At 69.4% G+C, this 18,797-nt stretch carries 22 protein-coding genes and 1 pseudogene; 2 read left to right on the top strand and 21 right to left on the bottom strand.

Going from position 1 to position 18,797, the window contains the following annotated elements:
• Positions 1-84, bottom strand: an 84-nt coding sequence (locus ACLML9_RS05405; protein ID WP_411944437.1) for an alpha-(1->3)-arabinofuranosyltransferase family protein, incomplete at its 3' end; no start/stop codon positions are given.
• Positions 77-811 (bottom strand): annotated as a pseudogene (locus ACLML9_RS05400) (heavy metal translocating P-type ATPase); the annotation flags it as partial. The gene ACLML9_RS05405 and the pseudogene ACLML9_RS05400, both read right to left, overlap by 8 nt.
• Before the next feature lie 95 nt (positions 812-906).
• Between ACLML9_RS05400 and ACLML9_RS05395 the strand changes: the two are divergent.
• A complete protein-coding gene (locus tag ACLML9_RS05395) occupies positions 907-1,269 on the top strand; it encodes an ArsR/SmtB family transcription factor (protein WP_030520078.1) in 363 nt (120 codons plus the stop codon).
• Between the two features lie 46 nt (positions 1,270-1,315).
• On the opposite strand, the gene ACLML9_RS05390 is transcribed toward ACLML9_RS05395, so the two are convergent.
• Positions 1,316-1,666: a metalloregulator ArsR/SmtB family transcription factor gene (locus tag ACLML9_RS05390; RefSeq protein WP_063057916.1), complete on the bottom strand. Its 351-nt coding sequence runs from the start codon at positions 1,664-1,666 to the stop codon at positions 1,316-1,318.
• A 45-nt stretch (positions 1,667-1,711) separates the two neighbouring features.
• Between ACLML9_RS05390 and ACLML9_RS05385 the strand changes: the two genes are divergently transcribed.
• On the top strand, positions 1,712-3,049 hold the full coding sequence (locus ACLML9_RS05385) for an MFS transporter (RefSeq protein WP_411944432.1): 1,338 nt from the start codon (positions 1,712-1,714) through the stop codon (positions 3,047-3,049).
• On the opposite strand, the gene ACLML9_RS05380 is transcribed toward ACLML9_RS05385, so the two are convergent.
• The 18 genes from ACLML9_RS05380 to ACLML9_RS05295 all read right to left on the bottom strand — a co-directional run bounded on the left by ACLML9_RS05380 (position 3,019) and on the right by ACLML9_RS05295 (position 18,603).
• Positions 3,019-3,795 (bottom strand): DUF6390 family protein, encoded by a 777-nt coding sequence (locus ACLML9_RS05380; RefSeq protein WP_411944431.1) that lies wholly within the window; start codon positions 3,793-3,795, stop codon positions 3,019-3,021. The genes ACLML9_RS05385 and ACLML9_RS05380 overlap by 31 nt on opposite strands.
• The gene (locus ACLML9_RS05375) at positions 3,792-4,853 is read right to left on the bottom strand and encodes a HoxN/HupN/NixA family nickel/cobalt transporter (protein WP_411944436.1); all 1,062 of its coding nucleotides are present in this window, start codon (positions 4,851-4,853) and stop codon (positions 3,792-3,794) included. The genes ACLML9_RS05380 and ACLML9_RS05375 overlap by 4 nt, the downstream gene beginning before the upstream one ends.
• Before the next feature lie 94 nt (positions 4,854-4,947).
• On the bottom strand, positions 4,948-6,027 hold the full coding sequence (hypE, locus tag ACLML9_RS05370) for a hydrogenase expression/formation protein HypE (protein WP_411944430.1): 1,080 nt from the start codon (positions 6,025-6,027) through the stop codon (positions 4,948-4,950).
• The gene (gene hypD / locus ACLML9_RS05365; protein WP_411944429.1) at positions 6,020-7,132 is read right to left on the bottom strand and encodes a hydrogenase formation protein HypD; all 1,113 of its coding nucleotides are present in this window, start codon (positions 7,130-7,132) and stop codon (positions 6,020-6,022) included. The genes hypE and hypD overlap by 8 nt, the downstream gene beginning before the upstream one ends.
• The gene (locus ACLML9_RS05360; protein WP_030520085.1) at positions 7,129-7,452 is read right to left on the bottom strand and encodes a HypC/HybG/HupF family hydrogenase formation chaperone; all 324 of its coding nucleotides are present in this window, start codon (positions 7,450-7,452) and stop codon (positions 7,129-7,131) included. Before ACLML9_RS05360 ends, hypD begins: the two co-directional genes overlap by 4 nt.
• 19 nt (positions 7,453-7,471) lie before the next feature.
• Positions 7,472-9,742 (bottom strand): carbamoyltransferase HypF, encoded by a 2,271-nt coding sequence (gene hypF, locus ACLML9_RS05355; RefSeq protein WP_411944428.1) that lies wholly within the window; start codon positions 9,740-9,742, stop codon positions 7,472-7,474.
• The gene (locus tag ACLML9_RS05350) at positions 9,739-9,981 is read right to left on the bottom strand and encodes a HypC/HybG/HupF family hydrogenase formation chaperone (RefSeq protein ID WP_411944427.1); all 243 of its coding nucleotides are present in this window, start codon (positions 9,979-9,981) and stop codon (positions 9,739-9,741) included. Before ACLML9_RS05350 ends, hypF begins: the two co-directional genes overlap by 4 nt.
• A gap of 3 nt (positions 9,982-9,984) precedes the next feature.
• Complete coding sequence (locus tag ACLML9_RS05345; RefSeq protein WP_411944426.1) at positions 9,985-10,503, bottom strand: hydrogenase maturation protease; 519 nt, start codon at positions 10,501-10,503, stop codon at positions 9,985-9,987.
• A complete protein-coding gene (locus tag ACLML9_RS05340; protein ID WP_411944425.1) occupies positions 10,463-10,780 on the bottom strand; it encodes a hypothetical protein in 318 nt (105 codons plus the stop codon). Before ACLML9_RS05340 ends, ACLML9_RS05345 begins: the two co-directional genes overlap by 41 nt.
• A gap of 22 nt (positions 10,781-10,802) precedes the next feature.
• Entirely contained in the window at positions 10,803-10,922 is a 120-nt protein-coding gene (locus ACLML9_RS05335; RefSeq protein WP_373863719.1) for a DUF6893 family small protein, read from the bottom strand.
• A 13-nt stretch (positions 10,923-10,935) separates the two neighbouring features.
• Entirely contained in the window at positions 10,936-12,261 is a 1,326-nt protein-coding gene (locus tag ACLML9_RS05330) for a hypothetical protein (protein WP_411944424.1), read from the bottom strand.
• The gene (locus tag ACLML9_RS05325; RefSeq protein WP_411944423.1) at positions 12,258-12,905 is read right to left on the bottom strand and encodes a DUF6084 family protein; all 648 of its coding nucleotides are present in this window, start codon (positions 12,903-12,905) and stop codon (positions 12,258-12,260) included. Before ACLML9_RS05325 ends, ACLML9_RS05330 begins: the two co-directional genes overlap by 4 nt.
• Positions 12,902-13,531: a DUF5947 family protein gene (locus ACLML9_RS05320; protein WP_030520092.1), complete on the bottom strand. Its 630-nt coding sequence runs from the start codon at positions 13,529-13,531 to the stop codon at positions 12,902-12,904. Before ACLML9_RS05320 ends, ACLML9_RS05325 begins: the two co-directional genes overlap by 4 nt.
• Positions 13,528-14,442, bottom strand: coding sequence for a NifU family protein (locus ACLML9_RS05315; RefSeq protein ID WP_411944422.1), 915 nt, complete (start codon positions 14,440-14,442; stop codon positions 13,528-13,530). The genes ACLML9_RS05320 and ACLML9_RS05315 overlap by 4 nt, the downstream gene beginning before the upstream one ends.
• Positions 14,443-14,469: 27 nt before the next feature.
• On the bottom strand, positions 14,470-16,266 hold the full coding sequence (locus tag ACLML9_RS05310; protein WP_411944421.1) for a nickel-dependent hydrogenase large subunit: 1,797 nt from the start codon (positions 16,264-16,266) through the stop codon (positions 14,470-14,472).
• Positions 16,267-16,279: 13 nt separating this feature from the next.
• Positions 16,280-17,335, bottom strand: a complete 1,056-nt coding sequence (locus ACLML9_RS05305; RefSeq protein ID WP_411944420.1) for a hydrogenase expression protein HypE — start codon at positions 17,333-17,335, stop codon at positions 16,280-16,282.
• 81 nt (positions 17,336-17,416) lie between these two features.
• Positions 17,417-18,271: a hydrogenase nickel incorporation protein HypB gene (gene hypB / locus ACLML9_RS05300; protein WP_411944419.1), complete on the bottom strand. Its 855-nt coding sequence runs from the start codon at positions 18,269-18,271 to the stop codon at positions 17,417-17,419.
• Complete coding sequence (locus ACLML9_RS05295) at positions 18,235-18,603, bottom strand: hydrogenase maturation nickel metallochaperone HypA (protein ID WP_411944435.1); 369 nt, start codon at positions 18,601-18,603, stop codon at positions 18,235-18,237. The genes hypB and ACLML9_RS05295 overlap by 37 nt, the downstream gene beginning before the upstream one ends.
• Between the last annotated feature and the right edge of the window lie 194 nt (positions 18,604-18,797).

The raw sequence follows: 18,797 nt of genomic DNA, 5'->3' as shown, positions 1-18,797 counted from the left end.
CAGCACCAGCGGCAGCCGGATGAGCGGTTCGAGTTTGTGCACATTGCGCAGCGGTGCGCCGCCGGAGTCGAGGAAGACGCGGATGGGTTCGGCGATCCACCAGGGCCGCGATCCGGGCGACGACCGAATCCTGCGCCAGGCGGTCGACGCGGATCCACAGGGCGCCGGTGCCGTTGAGGGTGCCGGCGAAGACCTCGTCGCCGACGGATCTGTCCACCGGCAGCGGCTCTCCGGTGACGGTGGCCTGATCGACCTCACTGCCGCCCGATACCACGGTGGCGTCGGCGGCGATCCGTTCACCGGGGCGTACCACGACCGTATCGCCGATCCCGAGCTCGGCGACCGGCACCGTCTCCTCCTCGTCGTTCGCGGTGATCCGGGTCGCGGTATCCGGCGCCAGGTCCAGGAGACCGCGCACCGAATCCTCGGTCCGCGCACTCGCGAAGGCCTCCAGCGCGCCGGAGGTGGCGAAGATGACGATCAGCAGCGCGCCGTCCCCGATCTGCCCGATCGCCGCGGCGCCCAGCGCGGCGGCCACCATCAGCAGATCCACGTCCAGCGTTCGCTCCCGCAGCGCGCGCAGACCGGCCACGGCGGGTTCCCAGCCGCCCGCGGCATAGCAGGCCAGGTACAGCGCCCACCACGACCAGGCCGGACCACCGGTCAGCTGCGTCGCGACTCCGGCCGCGAAGAGCACCACCGCTGTCGCCGCCCACCGGGTTTCGGGCAGCTCGAACAGTTTCGTCCGGCGCACGGCCACCGCGGCGGGCACGCGCGTCGAATCGGTGGGCGTACGCGTCGGAACGGCCACAGGTCACCTCCACACAGCGGGAACGAACGATCCACCGACCATAACAGAACACATGAAGATGTCTTCATTTATGCTGGTTGATATGCTGTCTGCTTATGGGACACGGGGTCGAAGGCCGGGACCGCCCGATCGCGCGATTGGACGGGGACGCGGCGGCCCGCGTCGCGACCACGCTGCAGGCGCTGGCCACGCCGAGCCGGCTGCTCATCCTGAGCGAACTACGCCAGGGGCCTCTCCCGGTGACCGAGCTGGCGACGGCGGTCGGGATGGAGCAGTCGGCGGTATCGCACCAGCTACGACTCCTGCGCAACCTCGGTCTGGTCACCGGCGCCCGCAGCGGGCGCAGCATCGTCTACAGCCTCTACGACAGTCATGTCGCCCAGCTGCTCGACGAGGCGATCTACCACAGCGAACACCTCCGCCTGGGCCTCGCCGACCGCCCCGAAGCGGCCGGCTGAGTCCGGCCGGAACGAGCGGCCCGGCACTGCCGGTGGGCGCGAGACCTCAGTCGTGGTCCGGTATGCCGCGCACCCGATGTTCGGCGGCGTTCAACGTTTCGACCAGGAGGCGGCGCACATGGCCACCCCGGGTGCGGTAGAGCATGCGCCGGCCGGCCCGCCGCCGGACCACCAGCCCGGCCAGTTCCAGCTTGGCCAGATGCTGCGAGACCGCCGGCCGGGCCAGCGAAACCCGGGCGGCCAGCGAACCGACATCCAGTTCGTCGTCGCCGCTCAGTAGCCACAACAGCCGCAGCCGGGTGGGATCGGACAGCATCCGCAGTGCCGTCGATGCCGCGTCGACGAGATCCGGGGGCGGAAGCTCGGACCAATGACTACTAGAATCGTGTGCGTACACGAGCACACATTCTGCCTGCTCGGCACGGATCGAGGGAGTCGAGGGTTGTCACTGTTCGCCCACCGCGCCTACCGGCGCCTGTTCGCGGCGCAGGTATCGGCCCTGTGCGGCACCGGTCTGGCCACTGTGGCGCTGGGACTGCTCGCCTATCAGCTGGCCGGCAAGGACGCCGGCCTCGTCCTCGGCACCGCTCTGACGATCAAGATGGCCGTGTACGTCACCGTCGCCCCCGTGGCGGCGGCCTACGCCGATCGGCTGCCGCGACGCGGGTTGCTGGTGGCACTGGACCTGGTACGCGTCGCGGCGGCGCTGACCCTGCCGTTCGTGCACGAGGTGTGGCAGGTTTATCTGTCGATCGCGGTGCTGCAGACCGCCTCGGCCGTGTTCACCCCGGCCTTCCAGGCCACCCTGCCCGATATCCTGCCCGACGAACGCGACTACACCCGGGCGCTGTCCGCGTCACAACTCGCCGCGACGATGGAGAGCCTGCTCAGCCCGGTGCTGGCGGCGCTGTTGCTCACCGTGCTGGATTTCCACCGGCTGTTCGCCGGGACCGCACTGGGCTTCCTCGTCTCCGCGATACTCGTCGCGGGTACTGCGATTCCGGATCCCGTCCGCCGGGCGGTGACCGGAGTATGGGACCGGACCGCCGCCGGTATGCGGATCTTCGCCGCCACTCCGCGGCTGCGCGGCCTGCTCGGGGTGAACCTCGTGGTCGCGGCGGCGGGGTCGGTGGTGATGGTCAATACCGTCAACTACGTCCGCGACGTGCTGGGCGGCTCGGCTGCCGATGTCGCGGTGCTGCTGGCGGCCAACGGTTTCGGCACGATGCTCGCGGCCCTGGCGCTACCCCGGGTGCTGGACCGGGTCGGTGAACGCTCGATCGTGCTCGCCGGGGCGGGGACCCTTGTGCTCGGCATCGCGATGGCGGTCACGATGGCGCTGTACGGGCCCGGGAGCCGGACCACCGCCCTCGCGATCTGGGCACTCATCGGCGCCGGTACCGGACTGGCGATCACTCCCGCCGGGCGGGTACTGCGGCGCTCGGCGCATGCGAAGGACCGGCCCGCCCTCTTCGCGGCCCAGTTCTCGCTCTCGCATCTGTGCTGGTTGATCACCTATCCGCTCGCGGGGCGGCTCGCCACCGCGACGGGATTCGCCACCACCTGGATCGTGCTGGGCCTCGTCGCCGGCGCCGGGCTGGTCGCGGCGGTGCGGTACTGGCCCCGGCACGATCCCGCCGCGCTCGGCCACCTCCACGACGGCCGGATCGATCCCGGGCATCTCCACGACGCGGTACCGGTGGGCGCGAACAGCTACCGGCACACCCACACCTTCGTCATCGACGACGATCACCGGCGGTGGCCCACGCCGGTCGGTTGATGCGCCGGCCGCCGGTTGGTGACCCGCAGCTGCCGAGCGGTCGTCACGGCCAGTGTGCGTACCTGTACTGGAGTCAGCGGGCCGCACAGCCGGTCCCAGTGCAGGGCGACGAGCTGCCCCGGAGCCGCGTCGGGCACGGCGGAGTACCCGTCCTCCCACACGGGTACCGACAGCGCCGCCGGCTCGCTCAACAGCAACCGGCCCTCGTCGAAGCGCAGCCGGCGGCGCCGCACCGTCAGCTCGTCGCCGTGCCGGGCCGTCACTGTGCCCCAGCTGATCCGGCAGCAGTCGAGCACCCGGATCGGTTGCTCCCCGCCGCGACCGAGCAGCCGGCTCCAGGGGTAGATACCGAAGACGTGGAAGCAATGGTTGGCCGCCGCCTCGCCGGCCAGCGACTCCTCGGCGAGGTACTTCCAATAGTGTCCCGCGGCCGGGCCGATCACGGCGAGCAGCTCGGTGACGAACGCGTCCGGATCCAGTCCCGCGCCGACGCCGCCGCCGATCCAGTACGACTCGACGAGCCGGTGATCGAGCGGATCGGCGATACCGGTCATGCGCGACATCACCCGCAGGTAGGGCCATGCTCCGGTGAATTGGCGCGCCGCGGCCCGCACCCGGTCCGCGGCGCCGCCGCGCAGGGCCGATACCTCGGCCGGGCCGCAGTAGCCGAGCCGGTTGGGCGCGTAGGCGTACCGGGCGAACATCTCGGTTCCCCGGGTGCTGCGGGCATCGGCGGACGTGCTCACGGGTCCACCGGCACCCCGCGCCGCCACCGCTGCTCGACATCACCGAACCGCCAGACGGCCGCGGCCGCGGCCCAGGTCAGGACGAAGAGTCCGACGATGATGAACCCCATCGCCCCGAGATCGAGCGCACCGATCCAGGCAAGCGGGCCGGTGGTGAGATCGAGCTTGTCGGTCAGGATCGAAATGATCTCCTGTGCCCCGATCAAGAGGGCCACCGCGACGGATAGGCCGGTGACCACGAAGTTGTAGTAGATCTTGCGGACCGGGCCCGCGAACGCCCAGCCGTAGGCGAAGTTCATGAACGTCCCGTCCAGGGCGTCGAACAGCGACATCCCCGCCGAGAACAGGACGGGTAGTACGAGAATCGCGTACCAGGGCAGATCGGTGGCCGCCGCGCCACCGGCGATCACGAGCAGACCCACCTCGGTGACGGTGTCGAAACCGAGCCCGAACAGCAACCCGACCGGATACATCTGCCAGGGCCGGCGCACCGCGCGCATCAGCGGACCGAAGACGCGGTTGAGCGCGCCGCGGTCGTCGAGCCGGCGTTCGAGTTCGGCTTCGTCGTACACCCCGCCCCGCATACCGCGGAACACCCGCCAGATCCCGATCAGCGATACCAGGTTCAGCAACCCGATCAGGATGAGGAAGGTACCCGAGACACCGGTACCGAAGACGCCGGTCCACCGCTGCAACCGCGAATTGTCGTCCTGCAGATTGACCGCGAGCGCCTTCACCCCGGCCGCCAGCAGGGCGACCAGCGCGAACACGATGGTGGAATGCCCGAGGGAGAACCAGAAACCGACCGACAGCGGTTTCTGGTTCTCGGCCACCAGCTTGCGGGTCGTATTGTCGATCGCGGCGATATGGTCGGCGTCGAACGCGTGCCGCATACCCAGGGTGTAGGCGGTGATTCCGAGACCCGCACCGAACACGGCGCCGTCCACGAGATAGCCACCCGGAACCACCAGGAACAGCAGTGTCGCGAAGCCGAGGAGGTGCAGGGCGGCGATCGTGAGAATCATCCCGGCCGCACTGCGGCGCTGCGCGAGGTCCAGATCCGACCATCCCGCGCGCAGGGCCGCCGCTGATTTCCGCACCGTCGGTGTACCTCGTTCCTTCCGGGCGGTGGTCCCCGCGGACCCGCCGGTGTCAACAGATCCGCGGCAACTGCTCACCGGCGGGCAGATCGACGACCCGCGTACCGCCGAGCGCGGTGCGCGCCACCACCATGCCCGGATGCTCCTCGACACAGTGGCCGATCACCGCCGCATGCGCCCCGAGCGGATGGGCGCGCATCGCCGCCAGTACCCGCTCCGCGTCCGCGGGCGGTACGAAGGCGACCAGTTTGCCCTCGTTGGCGACGTACATCGGGTCCAGGCCGAGCAGCCCGCAGGCATCGCGGACCGCCGCCGGTACCGGCAGTGCCGTCTCCTCCAGCGCGATGCCCGTCCCGGCGGCACGGGCGATCTCGTTCAGCGTCGCGGCCACCCCGCCGCGGGTCGGGTCGCGCAGGACGTGCAGATCGGCACCTGTTTCCAGCATGGCGGCCACCAGGCCGGCCAGTGGCGCGGTATCGCTGAGCACCGTCGTCCCGAACTCCAGGCCTTCGCGGCAACTCATCACCGCGATACCGTGCACCCCGATCTCACCGCTGACCACGACGATATCGCCGGGGGCCGCGCGCTCGGGCCGGATATCGACGCCGTCGGCGAGGACACCGATACCGGCGGTGTTGATGAAGATGCCGTCGCCGTGGCCGGCGTCGACGACCTTGGTGTCGCCGGTCACCAGCGAGACCCCGGCCGCCGATGCCGCGGTGCCGAGCGCCTCGGCCACGTGGGCGATCTCCGACAGCGCGGTGCCCTCTTCGAGAATGAACGCGGTGGACAGCACCAGAGGTCGCGCACCGGCCATGGCCAGATCGTTGACGGTGCCGTTCACCGCGAGCTCACCGATCGAACCGCCCGGGAACACGAGCGGTTTCACGACGAAGGAATCGGTGGAGAAGGCCAGGCGGGTGCCGTCGACCGTGACGACCGCGGAATCCCCCAGGCCGGCATCGGCGGCGGCCCCGAAGGCCGGGAGGAAGAGGTGCTCGATCAGCTCACCCGACATCGCCCCGCCGCCACCGTGCCCCATCACGATGTTCGGCGCGTCGCGCAGCGGCATCGGGCAGACCCACGCGTCGGCATCGATCGTCACCGCCGGGGTCATCGGATCCTCACGCATGGGCCACCTCCGCGGGCTGGTCCAGCCGGCGGTACAGGTAGTAGGCGGCACACGCGCCCTCCGACGAGACCATGGTGGCGCCCAGCGGGTTGCGTGGTGTGCACTGCGTGCCGAACGCGGCGCATTCGTTGGGTTTGATCAGGCCCTGCAGCACCTCCCCGGACCGGCAGATCGCCGATTCGGCCGCATGCAGTTCGCCCACCGCGAACCGGTGTTCGGCGTCGTAGTCGCGGTACCGCGGCGACAGCCGCCACCCGCTGTCCGGGATCACGCCGATCCCCCGCCACGCCCGGTCGGTGACCTCGAAGACATCGTCGAGCATGGCCTTGGCCGCCGGATTCCCCACCTCCGATACGGCGCGGGGGTAGGCGTTCTCCACTTCGTGCCGGCCCGCCTCGAGCTGCGCCACCGTACGACGGATGCCCTCGAGGATATCCAGCGGTTCGAAACCGGTGACCACCATGGGGGCCCGGTAGCGCTGGGCCAGCGGCGGATACTCCTGGGTACCCATCACCGTGCACACGTGTCCGGCCAGCAGGAACGCCTGTACCCGGCACTGTGGCGATTCCATGATGGCGGCGATCGCCGGCGGTACCAGCACATGCGATACCAGCAGCGAGAAGTTCTCGATACCGAGTCGCTGGGCCTGGTAGACGGTCATCGCGTTGGCCGGGGCGGTGGTCTCGAAGCCGATCCCGAAGAAGACCACCTGCCGGTCCGGGTTCGCCTTGGCCAGCTCCAGGGCGTCCAACGGCGAGTAGACCACCCGGACGTCCCCGCCTTCGCTCTTGACGTGGAAGAGATCCTTCTCGCTGCCCGGAACCCGCAACATATCGCCGAAGGAGCAGAAGATCACCCCGGGCCGGGCGGCGATCTCGAGGGCCTTGTCGATGACCTCCAGCGGGGTGACGCATACCGGGCAGCCGGGGCCGTGGATCATCTCGATCCGGTCCGGCAGCAACTGGTCGATTCCGTGCCGGATGATCGAATGTGTCTGGCCGCCACATACTTCCATGATCGCCCACCGGCGGTCGGTGGTGGCGCGGATCCGGTCGAGAAGTTTCTTCGCCAAGTGCGGGTCACTGAATTCGTCGAGATATTTCACGGCTCCTCCTCGGGGTCGCGCTGCCGCGGCGCTTCCGGGTTTTCCACTCCCGCCTGCGCGGCCGCGACGGCGAAACCGTCGGCGAACTCCTCGTTCAGCACACCGAGGTGTTCGAATTCGGCCAGGGTCCGCAGTGCCGATTCCTCATCCAGCCGGTTGATGGCGAATCCCACATGCACGACGACGTAGTCGCCGATCGCGGCATCCGGGATGTATTGCAGGCATACGTCCTTGTGCACGCCGCCGAAATCGACGACCGACATGAGAGTGCCGTCGCGCTCCTCGAGGCTGAGTACCTTTCCGGGAACTGCCAGGCACATGATCGTCCTCCTTCTCCACTCAGCCCGCGGCCACCGCGAGCACCTGACCGAACGCGAGACCGCCGTCGTTGGGGGGCAGCCGGTGGTGGGTGAGCACGGTGAAACCGTGTGCCCGCAGCAGCCGCCGGGTGGCCGACAACAGCAGCGCGTTCTGGAACACACCGCCCGAGAGGGCGACGGTCGTGGCCGGTCCGGGGTGGGCCAGGGCCGTCTCCAAAACCAGCCGCGCGAGCGCGGCGTGGAAACGGGCACCGATCACCGCGGCCGGTACCGAGTCCGCGGTGTCGGCGACGACCGCCGCGAGCACCGGGGCGGGATCGATCGACACCGGGTCGCGGTCGGTATCGATCGCGAACCGGTACTCGATGCCGCCCGGATCACCGCGCCGGGATAAACCTTCGAGTTCGATGGCGGCCTGCGCCTCGTAGTCCACGGTGTGGCGGACTCCGGCGAGCGAAGCCACCGCGTCGAACAGCCGGCCCATACTCGAGGTCGGCACACATCCCAGACCGGTCTCGAACTGGTGGGCGAGCACCGCGCGTTCGGCCGCCGGGCAGGCACGGACCGAGGCGATCGCGGGCCGCCAGTCGATACCCGCCGCCCACAGATGCGCCAGCGCCATCCGGTACGGCCGGTGCACGCTCGTATCGCCACCGGCCAGCGGCACATATTTCAGATGGGCCAGCCGGCGGTAGCCCTTGTACCCGGCGGCCAGGAACTCCCCGCCCCAGACCGCGCCGTCGGGGCCGAACCCGGTGCCGTCGAACGCGACTCCCAGCACGGTGTCGGACGGCCCGAGGCCGTGCTCCCCCATCACCGCGGCGATATGCGCGTGATGGTGCTGCACGGTACGTACCGGGCGGTCGCCGGCGGCGCGGCGCGCCCACTCCGTGGAACGGTAGCCCGGGTGGGTGTCGGCGGCGAGCTGGGTGGGGCGCACCCCGGTCAGTTCCCGGAGATGCCGTTCGGTGGCGTCGAAGGCCCGCAGCGTGGCCAGATCGTCCATATCGCCGACATGCTGGCTCAACCAGGCGTACCGGCCGTCGGCCACCGCGCAGACGTTTTTCAGATCGGCGCCCACGGCGAGCGTCGGCGCCACCGGCACGGGCAACGCGAGGGGCAGCGGTGCGTATCCACGCGATCGTCGCACCGGTGTTTCGGCACCGTCGACGACGCGCACCACCGAATCGTCGCAGGGCACCAGGATCCGGCGGTCGTGCCACAGCATTCCGTCGGCCAGCCCGGCGAGGCGCTCCCGGGCGTCCGCGTCGTGGTAGCAGATCGGTTCGCTGCTGCGGTTGCCGGACGTCATCACCAGCACATCGGGACCGGCCGGATCGCCGGGGAGCCCGAAGAGCAGGATATGCAGCGGGGTGTAGGCCAGCAGCACACCGAGATCCGGGTTGCCCGGCGCGACGGATCCGGCGACCTGCCGGGCACCCCGCGGGAGCAGCACGATGGGGCGCTGTGGCCCGGTCAGCAGTGCCGCGGCGGCACCGTCGAGCCCGGCGATCCCACGGGCGACCGCGAGGTCCGGCGCCATCACGGCGAAAGGTTTTCCGCCGCGGCGTTTCCGGCGGCGCAACTCGGCCACCGCGGTCTCGCTCGTGGCGTCGCAGGCCAGGTGATAACCGCCGACGCCCTTCACCGCGAGGATGCCGCCCGCGCGCAGCAGCGCACGCGCGGCGGCGAGCGGTTCACCACCGCCCGGCCCGGCGTAGTACAGGCGGGGGCCGCACTCCGGGCAGGCGATGGGCTGAGCGTGGAAACGACGATCGGCGGGATCGTGGTATTCCCGGGCGCAGCGCTCGCACATCGGGAAATCGGCCATCGAGGTCCGCGCCCGGTCGTAGGGCAGGGACGCGATGATGGTGAATCGCGGACCGCAGTTCGTGCAGTTGACGAAGGGGTGGCGGTAGCGCCGGTCGGCGGGATCGCGCAATTCCGCGGCACAGTCCGCGCAGATCGCGATATCGGGTGAGGCGAGCGTACGCCCGCCGCCCGCGGTGGTGTCGGCGATCCGGAACCCGGTACCGCCGCGGACCGGCAGCTCCCGGCATTCGATCGATTCCACCACGGCCAGCGGCGGCGGGGCGGTCCGTAGCCGCCGTTCGAACTCCGCGAGGTCGGCGGGGGTCCCCTCGGTTTCGATGAACACCCCGCTGCTGTCGTTGGACACCCGGCCACTCAGCGACAGCTCCGCCGCGGTGGTGTAGACGAACGGCCGGAACCCGACGCCCTGCACCACGCCGCGCACCACGAACCGGCGCCGCGCCCGGTCGGCCGTCACGGCTGCTCACCCCGGCCGAGTAGGCGCAACCCCGCCATCGCCTCGGCCGCGCCCGCCGCGTCGGTCTTCTCGACCGCGAAGCCCATATGGATGACGACCCAGTCACCGGGCCGCGCCGGATCGTCCTCGAGCAGGCCGATGTTCACCCGCCGCTGTTCACCGGACACATCCACCACGGCGATCTGGCGGTGGTAGCCGTCGGGGACCGCGACGACCCGGCCGGGGATACCGAGGCACATGGTTCACACCTCCTGATGTGGGCGGAGCAGTTCGGCGACGACGCGACCCACGATGGCCACGGCCGCGTCCACCGCGTCACCGACCGGCGTGGACAGCCCGAGCCGCTCGTCCACCGACTCGACCTGGCATCCGACGACCACGGTCGGCGGCACGGTGCCGCCGAGCGCCCGGACACCGGCGAACACCGCCGCCGGATCCATCGCGTGGGCGTCCAGCGCGGCGGTCTCGACGCGGCCGGGTTCGGCCCGGATCACTTCGATCCGTCCCGGCGTGCCACGATCCGGCACGGCGTCGACCAGCACCAGCGCGTCCCAGGGGTCGAGCAGGTCGTAGGCCAGGTGCATACCGCGGATGCCGTAGTCCACCACCCGCACACCGGAAGCCGGGCGCTCCGGCAGCCGCCGCACCACCTCGGGTCCGAAACCGTCGTCGCCGAGGAAGATATTGCCGATCCCGGCGATCAGCACGGTATCCGTCGGCTCAGCCCTTTCCTTCGGTCGGCGTCGTCGCTCCGCCGACATCCTGGTCGTCGACCTTCCCGGTCGCCGTCTCCCCCGGCTCGTTCGCCGTCGGTTTGCGCTCCTCGTAGGGCGGAACGGCGGGTTCGCTGCCGGAGGGTGGCTCCGAGGTGAACTCGGCCTCCCGCTCGGCGTCCTCGCCATGCGCGGAGGTCACTTCCTCGTGACCGATATCGCCCGGCTCGCGTTCGGTGGGTCCACCGGCCACGGTGTCCGCACCGGTGTCGCGCGAGCCCGGCTCGCCGCGTTCCTGCTGTGGTTCTTCTCTCGGGTCCTGCATCGTGGCTCCTTCCGATCCGCCGCTACATATGCCGGATCTTCAGATATCTCCGGAGGTCCGGTACCGAGCGCACACCGAGGTAGACACCCGCTGCCGCCAGTACTGCCACCACCGCTGTCGAGACAACTCCCACCGTCTGCATCACGTACTTCCTTTCACTTCTCGGGATCGTCGAGCGGCTCCAGTTCATCGGGCGCGAAATAGAGGTATCGGCCGAACCATTCGTGCAGTTCGGCCGCGGGGTCGTCGTCCAGCACGACCCCGACGTGTGACTCCCCGTCCACGTCCTGGTGCACCGAGACGACCCGGGCGGGCGCACCGTCGACGAACAGATCCTGGGCGTCGGCTCGCCGGGACGGGTGCAGCCGGACCCGGCTGCCCCGGCGCACCAGCACACCCGCCACCGGCACCGCGTCGCGATCCGGACGGACGGCGCCGTCGGCCACCGGGTCCCACCAATCGGTCCCCTCCGGGACCTCGGGTACCGGGTGGGGCCGGTCGGGACCCGGTTCGCGCAACACACCGTGCAGCTGCCGCATCGTTTCCGGCGATACGGCCTCGCAGCGGTCGATGATCTCGGCCGCGCGCGGGTCGGTCGCCCGGGCCTGCGCCTTCTCCGCGTCGGTCATCGTCATCACCCGCAGGGTGAGGATCTCGTCGATCTCGGTGGAATCGAACAGCTCGCCCGCGCTCTGCGCGGCGATCTCCGGGTGGTCGTAGAGGATGATCGGCGAGATCAGCAGCAGGCTGTGATCACCGGGCGGACCGGCCAGCACCGGGAAGCACCGATGCGACGCGCAGCGCCCGACCGCCGGCGCGGCCGCCGCCGGTGGATCCAGCGACGAGACGAACTCACCGCCGGTGAGCTGGCCGAGGACGTGCGCGCCGATCAGCGAACGGGCGAGAGCGTCCTGGCTGCCGGTCGCGGGGGCGCCCACATTGCGGACCTCCGCCGTGAGCCGCAGGAAGCCGCCGGCCTGCTCGACGGCGAGCGCGAATTCACCGGCGAGCGGTTGCCGGGTCCGCACCAGGGTCCCGGCCACCCGGCCCGCGGCGTCGGCGATCTCCTCGGTATCGACGCCCGCGGGGACGGTCAGCGGACGCACGAGTGATTCCGCGGCCATCGGGCCGACGACGATCTCCTGGGTGACGGCCTCGTCCCAGGAAATCCACGAGCGCGCGCCGGCGGACAGTTCGGCGCGCGGCCGGCCGTCGTCGCCCATCACCTGCCGCCGCTGGAGCTGGAGGAAGCGGACAGTCCAGGTCAGTACCGGATCCGCAGCGGGATCCAGCAGGAACCCGGCCGACAGGGACGACTCCTCGCCGAATCCCGCCGCGGCCGCCCCCGGCGGTCCCAGCACCCCGAACTGCCAGCGCGCCATATTCTTCCGCGTGGTCGCCCGGTAGGGATAGAGCAGATAGCCCTCGTAGAGCACCGCGTCGGCGACGGCGCGGGCCCGGGCCAGCGGTTCGGCGGTCACGGCAGTTCCTCCGCGCGCGCCAGCAGGCGGGTCACGGCGTCGTCGAAACCCAGCAGGCCGTGGCCGGATTTGTAGGCGGCCAGCCCGTCGAGGGTGTCCCGGTGCAGGCGGACCCAGCCCGTGTTGGGGAAGTGCGCGGCCATCAGCTCTTGCCACACCGCCACCGGCATATCGAAGGTGTCCTCGCGGTCCCAGGGGATCTGCTGGATCGCGAAGCCACCGCTGCCCTTGATGAACACCGTGCCGCTGAACAGGAAGAGCAACGGCACCGAGCCCTCACGCAGAGCGTGCAGGTATTTCGATCCGGTCACTTCGAAGTCGTAGGTGCACGGCATCGGCATATCCACCTCGGCGCCGCCGGAGAACCCGGGAACCATGGTGGCGCAGTGCATCCAGAGGAAGGATCGCTGGGTATCCCGCCAGCGTTCACGCGCGCCGAACAGGTCGGTCAGGCCGGCGCCCTCTTCATCGGAGTACCGGCGGCGTGACGGCTGGATCCGTACCTGCGCGCGCAGGGCGATCGCGTGGACGGGTTCGTCCGCCAGCGAGGCGATACCGACCCGGGCGGAGAGAATCGGCGCGGCGGAGTACGGCTGCGGCGCGATCTCCAGCACCGCGAACGTCGTCGAGTGCACGGGGCTCATAGCGCGTCCCGGGCCCGGGCCGAGGCGGCCGCGAAGAACTCGTCCAGATAGTCACGCACATCCTGGCCACCGTCGAAACCGCGCCACAGCAGGCGCATCCGGCCGACGAATTCGTAGCACGCGTCGATCGGCAGGAGCAGACAGCTCGCCCGGTCGACATCGTTGCCGGGAACGCGGATCAGCAGGGCCTCGACATCGGCGGCGAGCACGTCCAGCTCCGGGTGCCGCCGCAGGATCGTATGCCACCGGTCCAGCGGCAGTTCCGATTCGGTCGCGCCCGCGGGGCCCGGGTAGAAGGCCACGGTCCGATCTTCCGCGGAGTTGTGGAAGAAGAAGGCCAGCCCCACCGGTATGTCCAGCGCGTCCCACTCCGCCGGGCCGATCGTGAACCCGGGGAAGGCGAGATAGCGGTCGGGCACCGCCCGGTACCGCAGGGCCGCCTGCTGGTCCACGAACAGCAGATAGCAACCGCGGCAGACGCACATCAGCTGCCGGCCCTCGATATCCACGACGTGCTGGTGGGCGCCGGCGATCGGCTCGGCGCACATCTCGCAGCGCTCGCCCACCCGCGGTGCGGGCGGGCGTTCGGCGGTGATCCGCCGGAGCACTCGCGACGGCGTGTTCACCCCGCCACCCCCACCGGCACGGCCACCGACAGTTCACCGGACCGTACGAGGACCGGGAGCGGTTCGAGATGACCGTCGCCGTCGAGACGTGCACCGGCCCGGACGACATCGAAATGCGCGCGACAGGTCGGACAGCGCAGGACCGCGTCACCGACCGGGTATCCGGCCCGCCGGTGCAGCACGGCCCCCGCGAGCGAATGCCCGCAGGCCGGGCAGTGGTCCCGGTAGGCGAACAGTTGCTCACCCACCCGGCAGGCCAGCACCGTAAGGCCCGCCACCGCGAATCCGCCCACTTCACCGGCAACCAGTTCGGCCAGTTCGGGGACAGGCACCCAGCTGCCCGCCGCACGGTCGTCGGCGCGCACCCGGGAGAACAGCGAGTCGGTGGAGATCAACCCTGTCGGTTCCGGTTCGGCGGCCACGACTTCGATGGCCTCGATCTCCGGCGCGGCGGTACGTACCGCGTCCTCCACGGCCAGTTCCAAGGTCACCGACGAGGACGGGCAGCTGCGGCAACTGCCCGTCAGCTCCAGGCGGACCACCCCGTCGACGATGCCGACCAGGGTGACATCGCCGCCGTGCGAACCGAGATACGGCCGCACACTGTCGAGCGCGGTCCGCACCCTGGCCTCCACATCGTGCGGGTGCAGCCCGTGCACGAGCAGCAGGCTCGCGACCAGATCGTCGCGGGCCAAGAGTTCGACCGACCCCGGGTCCAGCAGCTCGACCACGCGGGCCAGTCCCGCGCCGTACAGCCCGGCAACCTCACGCACCAGCTCCTCGGCCCGTTCCCGGGCGACAGCGCCGCCCGCCGAACTGGCCTCCAGCAGCGTGTCGATCCGGTCGCCCGCCGCGCGCCAGCGTTGCCCGTCAGGTGCTGTGTCGTCCTGTCCGTGCGGGGATGCGTTCACCTCACTCTCCCGTCGCCGGTACCGGGTTCACTCCGGTGTGGCCGTCTGCGTCGGCGAATGCAGTTTCCGCAGGCTCTGCCCCTTCCCGAGGTACATGTGCACACCGCACGGCAGGCAGGGATCGAAACTGCGGACGGTGCGCATGATGTCGATGCCCTTGAAGTGCTCGCGGTCGTTCTCCTCGAAGATCGGCTGGCCCTGCACCGCGTCCTCGTACGGACCCGGCGTGCCGTAGCTGTCGCGTGGACTGGCGTTCCACGGGGTGGGCGGATACGGGTGGTAGTTCGCGATCTTCCCGTCCCGGATCACCATGTGATGCGACAGCACACCGCGCACCGCCTCGGTGAAACCACAACCGATGCCCTCCTCGGGCACCTCGAACTCCTCCCAGGTCTTGGTGTGCCCGGCCCGTATCTCCGCGAGCGCCTTCTCCGCGAAGTGCAGCGCGCAGGCCGCGGCGTAGGCCTGGAAGTAGGTCCGGGCGCGGTCGCGTTCGATGGTGTTGCTGCCGTACGCCGGGATCTTCCATTCCAGCGTGACCGGGCCCGCGAGCGCGGTCTTGGGCAGGTTGATCTGCACGCTGTGGCCGGTGGACTTCACGTAGCCGATATCGACCAGCTCGGCCAGCGCCGTCGACCACAGCCGGGCCAGCGGCCCGCCGCCGGTGTCCAGGGCCAGGTGATCGCTACCGTCGAACCAGCGCGGCGACATGACCCAGCTGTACTTGTCTTCCAGGTCGCGTTTCTGCGGCCGGGGATTGGTGTGCTGGTTCCAGGGGTGCCGCCGGTCCACCGGGTTTCCCAGCGGGTCGGTGGCCACGAACGTCTCCTGGTCGGTCCAGTCCTCGTAGTACGAACTGCCCAGCAGGATCCGCAGGCCCAGGTTGATATCGAGCAGGGAGGTCGTGACCAGCTTGCCGTCGACCACCACGCCCGGGGTGACGAACATCTTGCGACCCCAGTCCTCCATGTCCGCATAGGAGAAGTTACAGAACTCGGGATCCTGGAACGAGCCCCAGCAGCCCAGCAGTGTGCGCCGCAGACCCACCTTGTCGTAGCCGGGTATCGCGTCGTAGAAGAAGTCGAACAGATCGTCGTGCATCGGCACGACCTTCTTCATGAACTCGACATAGCGCATCAGCCTGGTCATGTAGTCGGTCATCAGCTGGACCGTCGCCACGGTGCCCGGACCGCCCGGATACAGCGTCGACGGGTGCACATGCCGCCCTTCCATCAGGCAGAACATCTCGCGGGTGTACCGGCTCACCTGGAGGGCTTCCCGGTAGAACTCGCCGGTGAACGGGTTCAGCGCGCGCATGATGTCGGCGATCGTGCGGTAGCCGTGTGCCTGCGCGTGCGGGGCGTCGGTCCGCTCGGCCACCGCGAGCACGCCGGGATTGGTCTCGGCGACCATCTTCTCGCAGAAGTCCACCCCGACCAGGTTCTCCTGGAAGATGTTGTGGTCGAACATGTACTCGGCCGCCTCACCCAGGTTCACGATCCACTCGCCCAGATGTGGCGGCTGCACGCCGTAGGCCATGTTCTGGCAGTAGCAGGAGCAGGTCGCGTGGTTGTCGCCGCAGATCCCGCAGATACGGCTGGTGATGAAATGGGCGTCGCGCGGGTCCTTGCCGCGCATGAACACCGAGTAGCCGCGGAAGATCGACGAGGTGCTGTGGCACTCCACGACTTCGCTGTTGTCGAAATCGATCTTGGTGTAGATCCCGAGACTGCCGACGATGCGGGTGATCGGATCCCACGCCATCTCGACGAGGCTGTCCGGTTCGATCGTCCGATGTGACGGCTCGGGGATGATCTGTGTCATCGCCGGATCACTCCTACCAGGTTCGGGTCGCGCCGGTTTCGAGCTCTTCGCCCCGGTGCCGCCAGCGTGGCTCTTTGTCGACGGTACGACCGGTGATGTGACGGAGGCTGCGGACCACCGATCCATAGAGGCCCGAGGCGGCGGAGGAGAACTTCCCGCCGGGCGGCTCGTCCATGAACGGCATGAATTTGTCGGGGAAGCCGGGCATGGTGCAGCCGATGCAGATACCGCCCACGTTCGGACAGCCGCCCACACCGTTGATCCACCCGCGCTTCGGCACATTGCACTTGACCACCGGACCCCAGCACCCCAGTTTCACGATGCATTTCGGGGAGCCGTACTCGGTGGCGAAATCGCCCTCCTCGTAGTAGCCCGCGCGGTCGCAACCCTCGTGCACGGTCGCACCGAACAGCCACTTGGGGCGCAGTGCCTCGTCGAGCGGGATCATCGGCGCCTGGCCGGTGGCCGTATAGAGCAGATAGGTGAGCGTCTCCGACAGATTGTCCGGGTGGATGGGGCAGCCGGGTACACAGACGATGGGAATTCCGGCCTTGCTCTTCCAGTCCCAGCCGAGATAGTCGGGCACACCCATGGCACCGGTCGGATTACCGGCCATGGCGTGGATACCGCCGTAGGTCGCGCAGGTGCCGGCCGCCACGATGGCCGTGGCCTTCGGGGCGAGGCGGTCCAGCCATTCGCTGGTCGTCAGGGGCTGGCCGGTGGCGGGATCGTTGCCGAATCCGCACCAGTACCCCTCCTCGTGCAATTGTTCGTTCGGTATCGACCCCTCCACGACCAGCACGAACGGGTCGATTTCGCCACGATCTGCCCGGAAGAACCATTCGAGGAAATCGTCGGCACCACCATTGGGACCGCACTCGAAATCGATGAGCGGCCAGTGCACCGCGACTTTCGGAAGACCGGGGAGTGCGCCGAGGGCGATTTCCTCGACACTGGGCTGGGTGGCGGCGGTCAACGCCACCGAATCGCCGTCGCAACTGAGACCGGCATTGATCCAGAGCACATGGATCAAGGTCTCTTCGGCTCGGACCGCTTCCTGAGTTGGCATACGTTGCCACCTTCCGGAGTCGAAGCGGGGACTGGCCGTTCCGGCTCATAGACCACGGATTGTGACTGTGATCACATCAGTCTAGACGGGGTGTGCGGCACCCTCAAGACTCGTCGCGGCCGCCCGGCGCTGCTCCGCCAGCCATTCGTACCAGCGGTCGAGCCCCGCCCCCGTCGTCGCCGAGACCTCGAGGAGCTCGAGGCCGGGGTTCACCGTATGCGCGTACTCGGTACAGGCGGCGAGGTCGAAATCGACATACGGCAACAGATCGATCTTGTTCACCAGCACCAGACCGGCCGCCGCGAACATATGCGGATATTTCAGCGGTTTGTCGGTCCCCTCGGTCACCGAGATCAGGACGACCTTCCCGGCCTCACCGAGGTCGAACAGCGCCGGGCAGACGAGATTGCCGACGTTCTCGATGAAGAGCACGGTGCCGGAGGCCGGATCCAGTGCGTGCAGTGCACGGCGCGTCATCTCGGCGTCCAGATGGCAACCGGCTCCCGTATTGACCTGGACCGCCCGAGCTCCGGTCGCGGCGATCCGCTCGGCATCGCGCACCGTCTCCTGGTCCCCCTCGATCACCGCGATCGGGGTACCGGGCAGTGCGCGGATCGTCCGCTCGAGCAGCGTGGTCTTGCCCGCACCCGGAGAACTGGTCATGTTCAACGCCAGGATTCCGCGCTCGCGCAGCCACTCCCGGTTGTGCCGGGCGAGGTGGTCGTTCTTCGCGAGCACTTTCTGCTCGAGCGATACCGTCTCGGTCGCCGGCGGGTGGGTGTGCGGAACCCCGCCGTCGTGTGCGTGCTCATGGCCGGGACCGTGCGAATGCGGCGGCTCGTCCCGGCCGTGTTCGTGTCCGGGATCGGCCGGGCCGTCGCGTCCGACCGTGATCACGCCTACCGTATCGTTTCCACATCCGCAGGTTGCGCACATTCTCGGCTCACTTCCATCGAGCGGATCCGCAGTTCCCGGCCCGCCCCTATCGCCACATCCGCGCTTCCGCACGGGCAGAGCAGGAGCAGCTCGGTGACGGTGAAGTCCGCACCGCAGGCGCGGCAGTGCACCGCACCCGGTACGCACCGGATATCCAGACTCGCGCCATCCGCGACGGTGCCCTCGGCAGCGATATCGAAAGCGAATCGCAGCGCGTCGGGGACGACGGCGGTCAGCACACCCACCTCGACGGTCACGCGATACACCGCACGCCCCGCCGCGTGCTCGCACACGGCGTCGACAACACTTTGCGCAATCGCGAGTTCGTGCATCATGCTCTCGACTCGTCGAGGGATACCTGGATGCTACTCCCGCCGCACCTTCCGAAGTCACCCCGCGGCCGGTCCGATCGTCGCACTCACGCGAGGTCGATCACCGCCGTCCGAGCCGAGCCGGAGTGATCGAGTATGCGATTCGACCGGGCGCGCCGGTTCCTCGCGGCGCATGGCCGGCGAAATTCCACACC

The organism is Nocardia sp. NPDC002869 (genome assembly GCF_046764065.1).
GTDB classification, from domain to species: Bacteria; Actinomycetota; Actinomycetes; order Mycobacteriales; family Mycobacteriaceae; genus Nocardia; species Nocardia rhamnosiphila.
The sequence above is the reverse complement of the archived record's forward strand: the minus strand, read 5'-3'. Positions and strand labels throughout refer to the sequence as shown.